The sequence below is a fragment of the Pirellulales bacterium genome, assembly GCA_036499395.1.
Lineage (GTDB): Bacteria > Planctomycetota > Planctomycetia > Pirellulales > JACPPG01 > JACPPG01.
Genome location: DASYDW010000139.1, coordinates 23,530 through 39,342, shown reverse-complemented (window position 1 = coordinate 39,342; position 15,813 = coordinate 23,530). Strand labels below are relative to the sequence as shown.

12 protein-coding genes are annotated in these 15,813 nt (G+C 60.0%); 6 read left to right on the top strand and 6 right to left on the bottom strand.

Translation table 11 applies throughout. The features are described 5' to 3' along the window. Window positions 1–109: 109 nt before the first annotated feature. The 4 genes from VGN12_29595 (at window position 110) to VGN12_29580 (ending at window position 3,385) form a co-directional block, all read left to right on the top strand. The gene (locus VGN12_29595) at window positions 110–1,168 is read left to right on the top strand and encodes a M42 family metallopeptidase (protein ID HEY4313643.1); all 1,059 of its coding nucleotides are present in this window, start codon (window positions 110–112) and stop codon (window positions 1,166–1,168) included. 95 nt (window positions 1,169–1,263) lie between these two features. Beyond that, a complete protein-coding gene (locus tag VGN12_29590) occupies window positions 1,264–1,986 on the top strand; it encodes a hypothetical protein (protein ID HEY4313642.1) in 723 nt (240 codons plus the stop codon). Window positions 1,987–2,004: 18 nt separating this feature from the next. Beyond that, window positions 2,005–2,568 carry a hypothetical protein gene (locus VGN12_29585; GenBank protein HEY4313641.1) on the top strand — a complete coding sequence of 188 codons (564 nt, stop codon included), beginning with the start codon at window positions 2,005–2,007 and terminating at the stop codon, window positions 2,566–2,568. Window positions 2,569–2,935: 367 nt separating this feature from the next. Further along, the gene (locus VGN12_29580; GenBank protein ID HEY4313640.1) at window positions 2,936–3,385 is read left to right on the top strand and encodes a hypothetical protein; all 450 of its coding nucleotides are present in this window, start codon (window positions 2,936–2,938) and stop codon (window positions 3,383–3,385) included. A gap of 76 nt (window positions 3,386–3,461) precedes the next feature. Here VGN12_29580 and VGN12_29575 read toward each other — a convergent pair whose 3' ends face one another. Then, entirely contained in the window at window positions 3,462–4,706 is a 1,245-nt protein-coding gene (locus tag VGN12_29575) for an NAD(P)/FAD-dependent oxidoreductase (GenBank protein ID HEY4313639.1), read from the bottom strand. Between the two features lie 228 nt (window positions 4,707–4,934). Here VGN12_29575 and VGN12_29570 point away from each other — a divergent pair, with 228 nt between their 5' ends. After that, window positions 4,935–6,248: a carbohydrate porin gene (locus VGN12_29570; protein ID HEY4313638.1), complete on the top strand. Its 1,314-nt coding sequence runs from the start codon at window positions 4,935–4,937 to the stop codon at window positions 6,246–6,248. A gap of 33 nt (window positions 6,249–6,281) precedes the next feature. On the opposite strand, the gene VGN12_29565 is transcribed toward VGN12_29570, so the two are convergent. Beyond that, entirely contained in the window at window positions 6,282–7,022 is a 741-nt protein-coding gene (locus tag VGN12_29565; protein ID HEY4313637.1) for a hypothetical protein, read from the bottom strand. Between the two features lie 411 nt (window positions 7,023–7,433). On the opposite strand from VGN12_29565, the gene VGN12_29560 reads away from it, so the two are divergent. Next, the gene (locus VGN12_29560; protein HEY4313636.1) at window positions 7,434–8,774 is read left to right on the top strand and encodes a DUF1501 domain-containing protein; all 1,341 of its coding nucleotides are present in this window, start codon (window positions 7,434–7,436) and stop codon (window positions 8,772–8,774) included. A gap of 32 nt (window positions 8,775–8,806) precedes the next feature. Here VGN12_29560 and VGN12_29555 read toward each other — a convergent pair whose 3' ends face one another. The 4 genes from VGN12_29555 to VGN12_29540 all read right to left on the bottom strand — a co-directional run bounded on the left by VGN12_29555 (window position 8,807) and on the right by VGN12_29540 (window position 15,673). Then, the gene (locus VGN12_29555) at window positions 8,807–9,955 is read right to left on the bottom strand and encodes an acyltransferase family protein (protein ID HEY4313635.1); all 1,149 of its coding nucleotides are present in this window, start codon (window positions 9,953–9,955) and stop codon (window positions 8,807–8,809) included. Window positions 9,956–10,320: 365 nt separating this feature from the next. Further along, complete coding sequence (locus VGN12_29550; GenBank protein ID HEY4313634.1) at window positions 10,321–10,905, bottom strand: hypothetical protein; 585 nt, start codon at window positions 10,903–10,905, stop codon at window positions 10,321–10,323. Between the two features lie 300 nt (window positions 10,906–11,205). Continuing rightward, on the bottom strand, window positions 11,206–12,639 hold the full coding sequence (locus VGN12_29545) for a DUF1501 domain-containing protein (protein ID HEY4313633.1): 1,434 nt from the start codon (window positions 12,637–12,639) through the stop codon (window positions 11,206–11,208). Continuing rightward, the gene (locus tag VGN12_29540; GenBank protein ID HEY4313632.1) at window positions 12,629–15,673 is read right to left on the bottom strand and encodes a DUF1553 domain-containing protein; all 3,045 of its coding nucleotides are present in this window, start codon (window positions 15,671–15,673) and stop codon (window positions 12,629–12,631) included. Before VGN12_29540 ends, VGN12_29545 begins: the two co-directional genes overlap by 11 nt. Window positions 15,674–15,813 lie beyond the last annotated feature (140 nt).

The following is a 15,813-nucleotide window of genomic DNA, read 5'->3' as shown; positions in this document are numbered from 1 at the left end:
GCAGGGCACGCATGATTCGCGATAATCGGACGCCGGGCCGTATTTCGTCGTTTGATTTGTCACGGCCCGCCTACCTCGGAAAACCAGCAACTAGAAAGAGCGACTCACCATGGACGCTGCCCCGCTCGAGTTTTTCAAGAAGATCCTGGAAACTCCCAGCCCGTCGGGCTTCGAACAGCCAGTTCAAGAAATTGTCCGCAACTACCTGAAAGAGTACGCCGACAAGATCACCACCGACCTGCACGGCAATGTCATCGCGGTGAAGAATCCGGACGCCAAGGTGCGTTTGATGTTTGCCGGGCATTGCGACCAGATCGGCCTGCTAGTGCAGCACATCGACGCCGAAGGTTTCATCTACGCCCAGACGATCGGCGGCTGGGACCCGCAGGTCCTGATCGGCCAGCCGATGACGGTCTGGACCGCCAGCGGCCCGATCCCGGCGATCATCGCCCGCAAGGCGATCCATTTGCTGACCGACGAAGAGCGTAAGCAAGTGGTGAAGCTGAAGGACCTGTGGATCGACATCGGCGCGAAGGATAAGGAAGAGGCCGCCAAGGTCGTCCGCATTGGCGATCCCGTCACCATGCAACTCGGCTTGCACCCCATGCGCAACGACTGCGCCTTCGCCACGGCCATGGACGATAAGTCGGGCCTGTGGACGGTCGTCGAGGCGTTTCGTCGCGCGACATTGCGCAAGCTTGATATCGGCCTGTACTGCGCCTCGACCGTGCAAGAAGAGATCGGCCTGCGCGGCGCGCAAACGGCCAGCTTCAGTATCGATCCGCAGATCGGCATCGCGGTCGACGTTACGCACGCCACGGATTGTCCGACGGTCGACAAGAAGCAAGAAGGGGATGTCCGCCTCGGCGGTGGGCCGGTGATCTACCGCGGGCCGAACATGAACCCGCGCGTGGTCGATCGCCTGGTACAAGTTGCGGAAAAGGGGGCGGTGCCGTACCAGATGGCCGCCAGCGGCCGCGCCACCGGTACCGACGCCAACGCCATGCAAGTCAGCCGCGCCGGCATGGCCACCGGCCTGGTCAGCATCCCGAACCGCTACATGCACAGCCCGGTGGAAATGATCTCACTGACGGACATCGACCACACAGCCAATCTACTGGCCGGCTTCGCGCTGAGCGTGAAGTCGACGGACGATTTCACGCCGTGAGCCGGGCGGTGGGCGAGGGATCCGCAGATTGGACAAGGGATAAAGAAGCGAACGAGACAAAAGTAGCATGTCCCCTTTCTTCTTCAGGCAGAGTAATGACTGCAGTATTCTTTCCGAAGATGTTTTATGGCGATCAGAAATCGACTCGTGCTGCCTGGGGACGTGTTGCGAGTCGTGCTATCGCGGACAGAACGTGGGACAACGTCTTCCCTGCGCTGGAGATGGAGTCGATAGAGGCATTGCCCGCTCCTTTGATGATTTTGGGAAAAGACAAAGAGTTTCTGAGGCCAAAATCAATCGAGTGGAGAATTTACTGCGTCTCAAGGCTAAAAGATTTCGTCACGGCCTCTAAACGAGATTCAATGGACTACGACGAGCGGGAGGAACTGACCCGCAATTTGCTTCTTCAAGGCATGAAAGAATTGTGGTTCACCGTCGGTGTCTTGGGCGTCGGGTGGGGGCAGGGCACCGATCCGATCCGCCCCGGCAGGCCCGATGAACAAGGCGCGTTCTGGTGGCAACCAGCGCTTGAACGATATGTTTATTGGTTATCCGACATCCAAAAGATATCGGGTCGCTTTATTGCGCACTTCGAGATGCCCGAAGACGTCACTCGGATTTCAACAAGCACCTGGGGAATGAACATCGTCCATTACGCGCGGCTTCTTGGATATCCGCTTCAGCGCAATGAGGCCGACCATCCGATGGACGTACTCGCCAACGACTACGCCGGAGACATTTCGGCGTATTTGCTCGACTATGGCGTCATTGAGCCCGACGGTGAACACTTTCGCTTGCAGCCGGTCCCAATTACGTGAATAGGAGACGGGATAGCAATGGGCTCAAATGTTGTCAATTTATCGTTAAAAGGCACGACTCAGCATGTCGTCACTGACGCGATAAGTTCCTTGTTTCCTGGCCATGATTGCTTCGTGTCGCCAAACAGTCAGAATTGGGTAAGCGTGTTCGACGCTGCCTTTGAATCATTCGCTATAGAGGCAATCATTGAGACAGCAAGGGCTTTGTCTCGCGGATGCTCTGCTTCGGCCCTGCTCGCAGCCGTATACGATTCGGATGTGCTCATGCTCTGGGTAATCGACCCGCTTGGTAACGTCGTGGCGGAATACAATTCTTGTCCTGATTATTTTGAGTCGGAGATCAACGACCAAGAGGTTCCAGTAGATAGGATTGCGGAAGCTGTTTCTGCATTGAGCAATCCTCCGGTCATGCCGAAACTGATTGCCGATGCACTGCAAAGCGACGATGTCTTCCTTGAGGAGGCCCTGACGACTCTCGGCGGTTTGCTCGGCGTTCGGTTTTTGGCCTGGAACTACGACACGTTGGCGGACTGCGGTGCCGAGTCCTGTCCTGACTTCGAAAGATTCATACGTGTCACCTAATAATTGCCGGTTACGCGTCTCAAGAGTGGCGAGGCACGTTGTGCCATCGAAAAGCAATAAAAAGGGGAGATGCTACTTTGTTTCGTTGCTTTCGTAAACCGGCGGCGTTAAGTTGCCTTCGAAACCAAGTAATCCGCCCAATACTCAACCGGCGCGTTTACAGAAAGACCGAAGCGGTATCAAGTCGACGAACGATTTCACGCCGTAGGAATTCTTGGTCAACCGTAAAACTCCAGATTGCATAGAGTTCGGCTTAGAGCTGCCGACGCGAAGAGTCGCGCCGAACAATTGTTGAATCAGTTCTCCCGATACACAGGAACTGACTGCCCTGTGCCCCTGTTCTTGGCATGAGGTTGAAGGCAGATATATGGTCGACGGGGAAACCGGCCAAACGCGGTGGTCAAGGCCCACAGCCATATTTCTGATCCTTGCAATTGTTTTGGTATCCGCGTTCACTTTGTTCGACGCGATGAATCGTCGCGCAACTCCCCCGGCGGTTAGTAGCTACCGCCGGGGTAGAACCGATTTTGAAAATGCGGTAGCGGCGATCGCTGCCGGTACGGCCGAGCTTCGGGCCGATAATCAAGGGTTTGTCGTTGACCCCTCTTTAAGAAAAAGAGGCGTCACGTATGTCCGTCAAAGCGACGAATGTGTCGTCTTCTATTTTGAATCACTTCCTCCGGATGCGATAGCCGAACTGATATACTCTCCGCATGGTTTTCAGGCATTGCTCATTCCGACGGATCACACCGGACGAAATGCACTGCTCCATTTGGAAAAGTTAGATGAATGTTGGTTCTACTGGGTGCGCGACTAACGTCGATGCAGACGCCAATTAAGACAATCGTAAAGTGAATTAAGAAGGGCATTCTGAGCTGTCGCCCTTTGTCTGTTCACACACTCAAGCCCGCCAGCCAGCCGGTGCTGAAGGCGGCCTGAAAATTGTAGCCGCCGATGGGGCCGTCGAGGTCGAGGACTTCGCCGGCCAGGTATAGTCCTGGCACGATTTTGCTTTGCATGTCGCGCGAGTCAACTTCCGCGAGCGGGATGCCGCCGGCCGTGACTTCGGCCTTTAAGAAGCCGCGCGTGCCGTTCACCACGATCGTGGCTTGCTTCAGCGCGCGGACCAATAGCGCCCGGTCCGCTTTGCCGAGCTCGCCTCCTTTTTTATCAGCGGCGAGGCCGGCGTCTTTCAACACGGCTTCGGCCAGGCGGCGCGGCACCGTATCCGGCACGAACGAGATGATCTGCTTCTTGCCCGCGTCTGTCGCGGCGGACTTAATTTGCTCGTCGAGCGCGGCCGGCGTAATGTTTGGCAAGAAATCGCACTCGATGCGCAGCGACTGCGGTCGTTCGTGCCCGCTAATCACGCGACTAATGTCGAGGGCCACGGGTCCCGTCAGGCCGAAGTGGGCGAACAACAACGAGCCTCGCCGCGTGCCGAGAACTCGTGGCTTCGTCCCGTCGCTCGCCGGCTCGATCACGCGCAAGACGGTGTCAGGAATCGTGACGCCGGCCAGATCCTGCACCCAGGAGGTCGAAATCGTTACCGGCACCAGTGCCGGCCGGGGCGGGATCAGGCCGTGCCCTAGCTTCGTGGCAAATCGGTAGCCGTCACCGGTGGTGCCGCAACCGGGATACGATTGCCCACCTGTGGTGATGACGAGTGTTTTTGTTTCGAGCGTTCGCTGTGAAGTATCCAGCCGAAAGCCGTATTCGGTGCGCTCGACGTCGAGCAGCGCTTCTCCCAATGCTAGTTCGGCATCCGTGCGTCGTAGCCTCGCGACAAACGCGTTGGCGACATCGAGGGCGCGATCGCTTGCGGGAAAAATCTTGCCGGTATCGGGCTCGATCTTCGTGGCGACCCCCTCGGCTTCGACCAGCGCGACCAGATCTTGCGGGCCGAGCTTAGCGAGTGCCGAATGCAGGAAACGGCCTGGCGATCCGTAGGCGGTGACGATGCCGCGCGCGTCAGTCGCGTGAGTCAGGTTACAGCGAGTCCCGCCCGAGATGAGGATCTTCACACCGGGCTTGCGGTTCTTCTCCAAGAGCAGCGTGCGCAGCCCACGCGAGGCGGCACGCTCGGCCGCGACCAGTCCCGCCGCGCCCGCCCCCACGACCACCACATCCCACTTCATGCCGAACCTGCGTACGAACCAGAATCGCCTCGAATACGCTGCCGCAGGCGTGGACGGCCGGCAAAGTTTACCCAGCCGTAGGCGTCGCGCGTAGATATGGCACTCGGCAAAGTTCGCCAACGGCGAAAAACGTAACTGCCGATGAACGGACCAGGGGCAATTGCATAGCAATCGAGCGCGGCGCCCTGGCGGTTCTATTTCTTAGCCCATTTCTCAGCGACGCGACCGGTGCCACAACGTTTCCAACCACGAACGCAGGGTAGAAGGAAGCCGCGCGTCGCGCTATGGTTCTGGCTGTTGTACGCGGCAGTAATGCTGCCGGGGCAAGACCGCGCGTGTGCGCAAGAGGTCCCGCCGAACAGCGACGTCACCTGGCGCGATTCCTCGCCGCAACTGACCGGCGACTGGTTCGGTGCGCGCAAAACCTGGGCCGACAATGGCTTTACTTTCAACGCCGACAATACCAGTTTCTTTTTTGGCAATACCACCGGCGGATCTTCGCAGCAACTGCTCGGCAGCGGCCACGGCGATTACGTCCTGAACTTCGACGGCGAGAAGCTGGGCATCGCCGACAATACGTATCTGAAGATTCGCGCCGAGCATCGCTATGGGCAAGAGGTCGTCAATAACGTCGGTTGCTTCATCTCGCCGACGCTGCTTTCTGATCTGCCGGTCTTCGGCAGCGATCAACTTTACCTGACGAACGTAATGCTGACGCGGGTCATTAATGACTCGCTCGAAATCTACGCCGGCAAAATGGACACGCTCGACGGCGATAAGAATGCATTCGCCCATGCTCGTGGCAAGACCCAATTCTCGAACATGGCGTTTGTCTTTAATCCCATCGTCGGCGCAACGGTCCCGTATTCGACCCTCGGAGCCGGTATGGCGTTTACGCGCAATGGCGAGGCATTGGCAATGATCACGGTGCTTAACGCGAGCGATACGACAAACTCCAGCGGCTTCAGCCAGTTGTTTAATGACGGGATGCTGCTATCGGCAAACATTCGCCTGCCAACGGAACTGTTGGGATTGCCCGGCCATCAATTCGTGGGAGGTACCTGGAACAGCCAGCATTACTCGAACCTGCGCGAAGCCTACATCGCTTATCCCAATATCACAATTCCCACCACGCGCGGCTCTTGGTCATTGTTCTGGAATTTCGACCAAAGTCTGGTCGTGGACGACAACGACCCATCGCGCAGCTGGGGCCCTTTCGGTCGCGCTGGTATCGCCGACAAAGATACCAGCCCCGTCGCCTGGTTCTTGAGTTTTGGCCTTGGCGGCAGCAGCCCACTGCGATCGCGACCGGACGACGATTTCGGCGTCGGCTGGTACCATGCCGCGACGAGCTCGTTTATTGGCCCGCTTTTGGCATCGCAGTACGGACCGATCGGCAGCGGCGAAGGCGTGGAATGCTTCTACAACTACCACTTGAGCCCGGCCGTACGACTGACGCCCGACGTTCAAGTCGTCGTGCCGGCTCTGCGCGATTTCGGCACAGCGCTGATCTTGGGATTGCGCGCTCAATTGGTTTTCTGAACGACCGCAAACGGCGTTAGACCTCGGCAATCGCTATCTGCCGTCGCGGCGCGCTTGCACGCGTTTGCCTTGCGACTTGACATGTGCCCGCAGACGCGTTGTCTTTCCGCTTTTCGCGACTCGGGCTTGCTTAGCGGCGGCAACGAGCTGACGTTGCTTGCCTTTGCTTGCGAGTTCGTGCATGGGCGGCAGTGCCTTGGCTGGCTTGGCGACCGGCGGACGCAGCTTCGCGGCCCCTTTTTTCGCGGGCGCTTTTGATGTCGCTTCATGAGCGGCAGACGCCTTGGCAGGCGCGGCGGCAACTGCAGGCTTAGCAGGCGCGGCAACGGGCTTCTTCCGCCGCGGAGCGCTATTCAAATCGGCATTGAGCAGATCCTCAGCCGCCGACAACCCTTTCCGCACAGCCGCACGCGTGGCGCGATGTTCGGCCGAGCGGTCCTGCTTCGTCTTCGAAGTCGCTTTGGTCTTGGCCGGTGCGTCGGTCTTTTCCAATTGTGCAAGACGCGCTTCGAAATTTGTCAGCGTGTCTTGAAAGATTTCTTCCTTCAAATGCGAATTAGTGGCCGCCTCGCCCACCTCGGGCTTTGTGCCGCTGCCGCGCGCTTGCCGCCGATTGAGATCGCGCCATTTGTCACGCAACTGGCGAGCGCGAACGGCAAGCTTCTTCACGTCGGCGGCGCCTAGTTGCGCGAGTTCGGCCTTGCGACTTGCACGAACCAACGAGGCTTCGGCCGAGGTGCATAACGCTTTTACTTTGGCAGCGGGGACGGGCATGGATGCATTTCCATTAAAGAGCGATTGACGGAGACCAGCCAAGAGATGGGGCACGTGGAATTCGGCGAGTCGCAGCGAGCGCCACGGGCCCGACGAACTTTCAATGCACCTCAAACATACCGGCGCCGCGCGCATCGTGTCGCTTTTTTGCCAAATTTCTTTGCGCGAATACTAGTTTCTTGGCCGGAAATTTCTCCCACCAGAGGGCCAAAATGCTTGGGACTGCACCTCTCTCCTGATATGCTGAGTCCGGATCGAGCCCCTGGCCTAATACGCCAGACGGGGGATTGGTCTTGCATTCCGGCCGCGATCCAGGGCATCATTATCGGTGCTGCGTCCTGGGACAGGATGTTCACGGATGCGGCCCCGCCAGATATTCCCACCTTACAACTCGCTGCGGAACAGACGATCATGCTGACGATCTTTGGTCGCCGCTCGGACCGAGCAAGCAGCCTGTCGCGACGCAACTTTTTGCAGATCGGCGCGCTGTCGGCTTTTGCCAGCACCATCAACCTGGCCGATGTCTTTCGTGTCCAAGCGGCACAGCAGGCGCGCCGACACAAATCGGTGATCAACATCTTCCTGGGAGGCGGACCTCCGCACCAGGATATGTTCGATCTGAAGATGGACGCACCGTCCGAAATCCGGGGTGAGTTCCAGCCGATCCAGACCAAGGTCCCCGGCATTCAGATTGGCGAAACTTTTCCGCGCATCGCCAGCTTGATGGACCGGTGCGCGATCATTCGCTCGGTCGTCGGCGCCACCGGCGGTCACGACGCCTGGCAATGCATGACGGGTTGGGCCCCGCGCGATTTGAGCATCATGGGGGGACACCCCAGCGTCGGCGCTGTCGCGACGAAGGTGCTCGGCCCGGTCGATCCCTCGGTGCCGACGTTTGTCGGATTGGCGGATAAGACATCGCACATGCCCTGGTCCGATCCGGGCACGCCCGGATTCTTGGGCCCCGCCTATCGGTGCTTCAAGCCCGAGGGGGTCGGCCTCGAAGATATGAAGCTCACGGATATCACGCTCGATCGATTGGGAGATCGCAAGGCTCTGCTGTCGAGCTTCGATCGTTTGCGTCGCGATGTCGACAACCGCGGCACGATGCAGGCGGCCGACACGTTCACGCAACAAGCGTTTAACGTATTGTCGAGCAGCAAATTGCTCGAGGCGCTCGACCTTTCCAAAGAAGACCCCGCCGTGCGTGCCCGTTACGGCGACGGTAAGCCGTACAAGTTCCAATACGACGGTGCGCCGACGGCTAACGAGCATTTGCTGATCGCTCGCCGGCTCGTCGAGGTGGGCGTGCGTTGCGTTACGCTTAGCTACGGCCGTTGGGACAGCCACGGCGATAACTTCAACTTGGTGCGCGACCACGGCGGCAAGCTCGACCAGTGCTTGAGCGCCCTGATCGAAGATCTGGAAGCACGCGATATGCTCCAGGACACCACGGTTATCGCCTGGGGCGAGTTCGGTCGCACGCCGAAGGTTAACAATGGGGCAGGTCGCGATCACTGGCCGAAGGTCAGTTGCGCGATTCTGGCCGGCGGCGGCATGAAGACCGGCCAGGTCATCGGCGCCACCAACCGCTTGGGCGAGTTTGCCACCGAGCGTCCTGTCAATTTCCAGGACGTGATCGCCACGTTGTACCACAACATCGGCATCAATCCGGCCGTGACGCACGTCGTCGATCCGGTGGGCCGGCCGCAACCGCTGGTCGAAGGCCAAGTTATTAGCGAGTTGGTGTAGGGCGCGTCGCTAGCAGCAGTGCAATGGACGCACTAGGAAGCCTGCGCCGCGGTCCGTAGCGAAGGCGCTTCGCGTTTCGACCCAGTTCGCAGTGTGCGCCCCTCTACGAATCGATAGAAGGCGACGGCCGCGATCAGGCTGACTGCATATTCTAGGATCATCACGCCAAGTGCCGCGTGCGGCCGATCGACGACGTACTCTGCGATCCAGGCCGTGATCACGAGGCACACGGGGAAGTGGATCAGGAACAAGCTGTAGGACCGGTCCCCCCAAAAGCGCGCCAAACCCGAGGCCCAACTTGTCCAAGCGTTGCGCCGTTCGCGCGTTGCCTCGGCGAAGAAAATCGTCAACCCAGTGGCGACCGACACGACGAGCCGGGGCCGCCAATCGACGGCCAACGCCGCAGCCATTAGTCCCACGTAGGCCAAGAGCGCCGTTCGAGGCAGGCGACCAGCCAGCGTCCACGCCACGACCATGCCGCCGAAGTAACTGCCAAAGAAGTACAACGCATAATGGTCGAATTGCTCGAAGCGATTTAGCCACAATAAAGACGCCGCGGCCAGCGGCCAGAATACATATTGAGCCGTTCGGAAACCGGCCTCGGCATCGCGCCCTTGGGCACCGCGCATCCATTGGGAGGCCGCCAGGATGACCAGGGTCAACAGGCCCAGTTGAAAATCGATGGCCAGATACCAGATTCCGGCCGAAACCGGCTCGTAGTCCAGGACATCCTGCAGGAAGAAGGCGTGGGCCACGAGTTGCGTCATCGACGGGGTGGCCGAAATCGATTCGTGCTCCATCGAGCGACGCGCTACTTCGTTGGCTGCGACGGCCAGCAATAGCGCCGTTAGGTACGGAATTCCGATGCGCCGATAACGGGCCACGATTTCGCGCCCCAAGATCCGCGGCGTCCATTGCTGGGGCCGGCTCAGCTTGCGGGCCGTCACGAAGCCTCCCATCACGAAGAACACCTGCACCGCCATCCGCCCGTAATCCACCAGCCAGTCGAATACGACCGGCGACGTCGTGTAGGCAATGTCCGACACCGGCCCGTAAAAGGCCAGGTGATGCCACACGATCAAATGCGATCCGATCGCGCGCAGTAAATGGATAATGGGAATCGGCGCAGAACTCGCGGAGAGCGAGCCCGAGGCAATCGACAACGGTAACGATGCACCCATTGCGAGGCAAATCTCTTGATATTCGGTTCGAAAAACCGCGTTGCCACACGCCTGCACGAATCGCCGAATGGCGACGCTATCTGGCAAGCGCGAAATCGCGGAAAACGGAACGCGGGTGGACGAGCTTCCTAATCAGGATTGCCGCCGTTTACGCGATAGTCAACCGTTCGGACGGGCCGCTAGAAAATTAAGTTCGCGATATCCGAAAAATTCCGCAAAAGCGGTGTATCTTGCCCGAAAAAAAGCCAGGCCCCCTGCGCAATTCGCACCGGTCGCCTGGCAAGATTTTTCGGGCAATTTTTTTTCTGACGCGTTCCGGCGACTGCGTCTTTTCGAACCAGCCAGCAATAACTGCATCCGGTCCGTTATTCCGGGCGTTGCGGACGGCCGCGCGGGGGACCATCCGGTCCACCGGGCCCGTGCCGCGACAGGTCTTCGGCGAACTTTCGCAACTCGTCAGGGCTGAGCTTGCCATCCTTGTCAGCATCATAGTCGAGCGCGTGCTCGACGAATTGTTCCGGACGTGGCGGCCCCGGAGGACCGTCGCCCCCTTGCGGGCCAAGGTCGCCCCCCGGACCACCTGGGGGCGGTCCGCGATCATCGGGACGTTGTCTCCCTGCACCACGCCCGCCGCGGGGACCATCGCCGTCACGCCCGCCGCGCCGATTACCGGCGCCCGGGGGCGCACCGATGAACTCGTCTTCCGTGAGTTTGCCGTCCTTGTTCTTGTCGAGTTTCAGTAGTGCCTCGGACGCGTTTTTGATCTCGTCCGCAGAAAGTACGTGATCGTGATCCGTATCCAAGGCCCCAATGACTAGCGGAGGAGGCGGACGGAAATCGCCGTCAGGACCGCCCGGCGGACCGCCGGGGCCACTTCGTCCACCGCCGGGGGGCTGAGCCAAGGCGACCGCGCCGGCCGCCACGACCAAGAATCCAAGGGACCATGCCATGCGTCTCATCGAGTTTCTCCAGATTCGTTACCAAAGCCGAGGTTCACCGCAGCGCTCGGCGATCAGTGCCGTTTTGGCCCTAGAGACGTACGCCGCCATACGGAACCAACGTCCCCGGGGGTACAAGTCACGGCCTGTGACCAATCTCCGCCGCGTGAAAGATATAACGGGCAGCGACACCAGAAATTGCATCGGCCGAAGAAGTTTTCTGGGCGCCGGGCAGAAGCTCAATGAGAAGAGCCAGAAGTTGCAAAACACGCATGGCAGCGTGCCAACGAGATTGCTAGGCCTCGGGCTCGCTTACGCCAGGATTGGCTGAATCACTTCGCCGTGTACGTTGGTGATTCGTCGGCGGATACCGTTATGATAGAACGTCAGCCGCTCGTGATCGATGCCCAGCAGGTGCAGCACCGTGGCGTGGAAATCGTGCCAATGGACGGGCCGATCGACGGCTCGGTAACCGACGTCGTCGGTGGCGCCGTGGGTGGTGCCGTGCTTCAATCCGGCGCCTGCCATCCACACGGTGAACCCATACTGATTATGGTCACGCCCCTTGCCGACCACATCCGCCGCGGACTGGGTGAAGGGGGTGCGACCGAATTCAGTGGTGAACAGAACCAGCGTGTCTTCGAGCATGCCGCGTTGCCGCAGATCCTTCAGGAGTGCGGCGACCGGCTGGTCGATGCGCAGCGCTTCCTGTCCGTGATTCTTGACCATGTCCTCGTGGCCGTCCCAGTTTCGTCGGGGACTGCCAAAGGTACCACCCGAGAAAAGTTGCACGAATCGTACGCCACGTTCGAGTAGTCGTCGCGCCATCAAACACGCGCGGGCGAAATCGTTCGTCTCCGCCCGATCGAAACCGTACATCGCTTGCATTGACGCCGTTTCGTCCTGCAGGTCCGCAACTTCGGGCACGGCCAGTTGCATGCGTGCTGCCATCTCATAGGCCTGCACGCGTGCAGACAGCGGATCAGCTCCCTGATGCGCCGCCAGGTGCCGAGCGTTCATCGTGGCCAAGAGCTTCTGCGTCGCTTGTTCATCTGTGGAACTAATCGACGCCGGAGGAAACAGATCGTCAATCGGGTTGCCCCGCGCACGCACCACGACTCCCTGGTGCCGGGCGGGAAGAAAACCGTTCGTCCAGTTGATCGAGCCACCGGCCGGCAGCTCGCGAGCATCAGGGATCACGACGAACGACGGCAGATTGTCAGTCTCGCAACCCAGGCCATACGACAGCCAGCTTCCCAATACGGGGAAACCGTTCAACCGGAAGCCGGTATTCTCCTGAAACATTGCCGGCGTATGATTGGACGTTTCGGCGTACATCGAATTGATGACCGTCAGCTCATCGGCTACTTCGGCGATATGCGGGAGCAGGTCGCTCACCCATAGGCCGCTTTGGCCGCGTTGCTGAAACTTCCAAGCCGGCGCGCGCAGCAGGCCCACCTGGCCAAAGAACACGTCCGGCTTTTCGTCCGTCGAGAGGGACTTGCCATGCAGGCGTGTTAACTCGGGCTTGTGATCGAATGTATCGACATGGCTCATTGCTCCGCACAGACAGATATGGATGGCGCGGCGCGCCTTGACCGGCCGATGAGGTGGCAAGTCCGCGGCATCACCCGATATCGGCGCGGCACCGAGCGTGCGATCACCCAGCATCAAGCTCGCGAGCGCCGCGCTCGACAGGCCATTGCCGACCCAAGACAGGAATTCGCGACGCGTTTCAGTCGACATAGACGAACTCGTTGCTATTGAAGATCGCTCGGGCGAGAACGCCGACGCCATGTTCGCGCACCACGTTGGTGGCCGCCGCTAATTCTTCGGCCGATGGACTTCGCCCGAAGGCGAGTCGATAAGCTCGTTCAACCTGCCGTTCTGGCTCGGCCCCGGCTTCGCGCGCGATTCGATCGGCGAACTTCTCGACTATATGCAGCACAAACGCGTTATTCAGCAACGACAACGCCTGTAGCGGCGTCGTAGTCACCGCACGCCGGGGGCTCGTGGTGGAAGGGTCAGGGCAATCCAACACATCCAACAATGCACTGCGACCACTGCGCGCCCACACCCGGTACAACGTGCGGCGCTTGAAGATTGTTTTTGTCGGATCGTCGGGGGCGTAAAGGAAGGTGTTGGTCCCCGGAGCGATGCTGGCCTTCATTTCGTGAAAGCCTGGTCCGTCGAGCGACATATCTAACACGCCGGCGACATAGAGCATGCTGTCGCGGACGGCTTCGGCCTCGAGGCGTTGCGGCGAATGCCGCCACAGCAATCGATTGTCGGCGTCGATCTTTACGGCCGATTCATTCCCCTGTGAACTCTGACGATAGGCGGCCGACGTGACGATCAACCGGTGCATGGCCTTCAGGCGATAGCCACTGGCGACGAATTCGCTAGCCAGCCAATCGAGCAGTTGTTGATTCGCCGGTCGGCCCCCGTTAAATCCAAAGTCATTAGGGGTATCGACCAGGCCCACGCCGAAATGGTACTGCCACAGACGATTCGCCATTACGCGGGCGAAGATTGCGTTGCGAGGGTCAGTGATCCACTCGGCCAAACGTTGTCGGCGTTCGCCTTCTGGGGCGTCGGAAGCCAGCCCGAAATCCGCGGGCAATTGTCCCAGCGAGCCGACACCCCCGGGCGCGACGACGTCGGTCGGCTGCGCAGGATTGCCGCGCGCCAGCAAGCGCGTGGGTTCCGGCTGCTTCGACTTGATCGCATAAACCTGCGGCGGTTGCAGGACGTTGATCGTGGAATCTGTCTGCGCCAACTCGGCGTGCAACGCGTCGTAGCGGGCCTGCAATTCTGGGCCGAGTTGCTCACGAATCATCTTGCCGGTTACGGCTTGATCCAACCCGGTGGCGATCTCTTCGGCCGAAAGTGCTCGATCGTACAGGTTGGCCCGCTCGATGGTTCCCGCAAGCATTTTGCCAGGGCCTGCCGGCGCGTGACGTAGGCCGAAGACGACTTGCCATTTTGCCGCGGCGAACGTCACCGGATCGCCGCCTCGATAGGGTTGTCCGTATGGCTGTCCGTTGCGATAAGCCGCGATCGAGCCGTCTTCGGCGTAGGTCAGGCATAGGCGAACCGGCGCGGCAACTGCTTCGGACTCTTCGGGGGCGCGAAAACTTTGCGTGCGGATGTAGTTTTCGCTGCCAGCCATCCATTGTCGTGCGTCGCGCTCGCCGAAGACGATCGCGTCAAAGGTGCCGCCATCAAACGTTTGAATGCCGACGGCCGCCCCACCGGACTGTGCGACATTGGCCAGTTGTACCCAGACTTCCAGTGTCTTCGCGCGTAGCATTTTGGGTTGCGAACCGGTTGCAGCGAACGACCTATTGTCGCTCAATTCCAAGCCAGCGGGACCTAGCCGCGCTGCGCCGCTGAGCTTAATTTCCCAACCCGCGGTTTGCCGAGCGTGATCTTGCCGGAAATCCCACGAGGCCAGCGGCTGCAATTCGACGGAATTCGATTTGAGTTTTACAAGCGCCGCGTCGCGGGCCGGTTGCTCGATCGCGGCGATGTCGGACCGTATTTGTTTGCGCCGCGTTTCGACTTTTGCTAGTTCCGCGGCTCGTTTGCCGGCCAGCTTTAGGCCGGTCAACGCACGATCACTTTGCCGCGTGCCCGACAACGCCGAGACGAGCGAATAGTATTCCGTCTGGCGAATCGGATCGAACTTGTGGTCATGGCACCGGGCGCAGTTAACGGTCAGCCCCAGAAACGTCTGGGCGACCGTGCCGACCAGGTCTTCCATTTCGTCTTGTCGCACCACGGCCCGCATCGCCGCGCTCTGCTGATTTTGCCCTGCCGTGTCGTACGCGCCGGCAGCCAGAAAGCCGGTGGCGGTTACGGCGTCGAAATCGTGCGGCCTGAGAACGTCACCGGCCAGTTGCAGCCGCACGAACTCGTCGTACGGCATGTCTTCGTTCAGCGCGTGTACGATCCAATCGCGATATGGCCACGCATTAGGTCGCAACTCGTCGTACTCAAAGCCGTTGCTCTCGCCAAAACGAACGATGTCCAGCCAATGCCGCGCCCAGCGCACGCCATATTGTGGCGAGGCCAGCAGCCGATCGACGACGCGTTCATAGGCGCCCTCTCCTGCATCGTTGAGAAAGACCGCGATTTCTTCCGGCGTCGGCGGCAGCCCCGTCAGGTCGAAGGTCAAACGGCGAATCAGCGTGCGGCGGTCCGCCTCGGGCGACGGTCGCAGATCATGTTGCAGTAGCTCGGTCCGTACGAAGCGATCGAGCGGACCACGCGCCTCGTCGTCGTCCGTCGTCGCGGGCACGTTTGGCCGGGCGAGCGGCTGTAGGGACCACCAGTCATAACCGGCGCGTGCGTCTGACGTATAGCGGAACCGGTCAATCTTTTCCGTGCCCCAGATTGCGCCGCGAGCGATCCAGTCCTTGATCGTTTGGCGTTCGGCCGCCGGCAGAGGATGCTTCGGCGGCATTTCGTCATTGTCGATACGCAACCAGAGCGGGCTGTCCTCAAGCTTGCCCGGTTCGACCACCGGGCCACTGTCGCCCCCTTTCTGGAACGCAGTCGCGCTCGTCAGATCGAGGCTCCCTTTTTGATCAGTCAGATTGTGGCAATCAAGGCAGCGGCGCGACAGGAGCGGTGCGATCTCGCGATCGAAATGCTGCATCGCGTCATTGGCAGGCGTGTCGGCCGTTTGGCCATGGCTCGCTGCGCCTGAAATGATGCAAAACGACAACGCAACTAAAAAAATCGCACGTTGGATAGTGGCCGAATCTGCGAGCATGGCGTCTCGGGCGGGGCGGCATTCGTCCGGAAATCGCCCCGTCTATGAACCGGGACGACCATTCCAAACCGCGCCCGCACAGAACCTGTGCGGGCGGGTGCCCCCCGATTATCGCCACGGGGATGGGCGCCGTCCAGTTT